The organism is Megasphaera massiliensis (assembly GCF_000455225.1).
GTDB classification, from domain to species: Bacteria; Bacillota; Negativicutes; order Veillonellales; family Megasphaeraceae; genus Megasphaera; species Megasphaera massiliensis.
In genome coordinates this window covers 1-592 of sequence record NZ_HF954554.1, presented here as the reverse complement: position 1 = coordinate 592, position 592 = coordinate 1, and the positions used below count along the sequence as shown (strand labels likewise).

Below are 592 nucleotides of genomic sequence, written 5' to 3'. Positions count from 1 at the left end.
CGACATGGCGCGCGCATGCGAACCTGCTTTACTCGAACTGGCTCAACTATTATGTATACCAGCAAACGCCTTATGAATTAGGCGCGGGCATATAAGAGAGACGAAGGAGCGTATCGAATTATGAAAATCGAAAGTCATTTGGCGCAGATCGGTTCCATTAAGGAGCCAGTTACGGGAGCGGTAAGCTTCCCTATTTACCAATCCACAGCTTTTCGTCATCCGCAGCTGGGACAAAGCACCGGTTTTGACTATGCACGTACGAAAAGCCCGACGCGTTCCGTTCTGGAAGAAGCAGCGGCTAAGCTCGAATCCGGGGATGCAGGCTTTGCCTGTAGCTCCGGCATGGCAGCGCTGCAAACGATTTTTGCGCTGTTCAGCCAAGGCGACCATCTTATCGTTTCCCTTGATCTTTATGGCGGTACATACCGTCTGCTGGAGAGGATCATGTCGAGATTTGGCGTAACAGGCCTCTTATGTGGACACGAATGATTTGGATGGGATCAACGAGCTGTATCAGCCGAATACGAAAGCTGTTCTCATTGAGACGCCAACGAATCCGTTAATGATGATTACTGACATCGAGCGCGTAGCC

The 592-nt window shown here is 50.5% G+C and carries 3 protein-coding genes; all 3 read left to right on the top strand.

Translation table 11 applies throughout. The features are described from left to right. On the top strand, window positions 1-95 hold a 95-nt coding region (locus TX77_RS14385; protein WP_154651917.1), incomplete at its 5' end, for a homoserine O-acetyltransferase/O-succinyltransferase family protein. A 25-nt stretch (window positions 96-120) separates the two neighbouring features. Next, on the top strand, window positions 121-489 hold the full coding sequence (locus TX77_RS10765; RefSeq protein WP_230198129.1) for a PLP-dependent transferase: 369 nt from the start codon (window positions 121-123) through the stop codon (window positions 487-489). Further along, the coding region (locus TX77_RS14380) for a PLP-dependent transferase (RefSeq protein ID WP_420891012.1) at window positions 476-592 on the top strand (117 nt) is incomplete at its 3' end. The genes TX77_RS10765 and TX77_RS14380, both read left to right, overlap by 14 nt.

Excerpts from the sequence above, each read along its gene's own strand:
- TX77_RS10765 (WP_230198129.1), top strand. The coding sequence starts at position 121 with ATGAAAATCGAAAGTCATTTGGCGCAGATCGGTTCCATTAAGGAGCCA.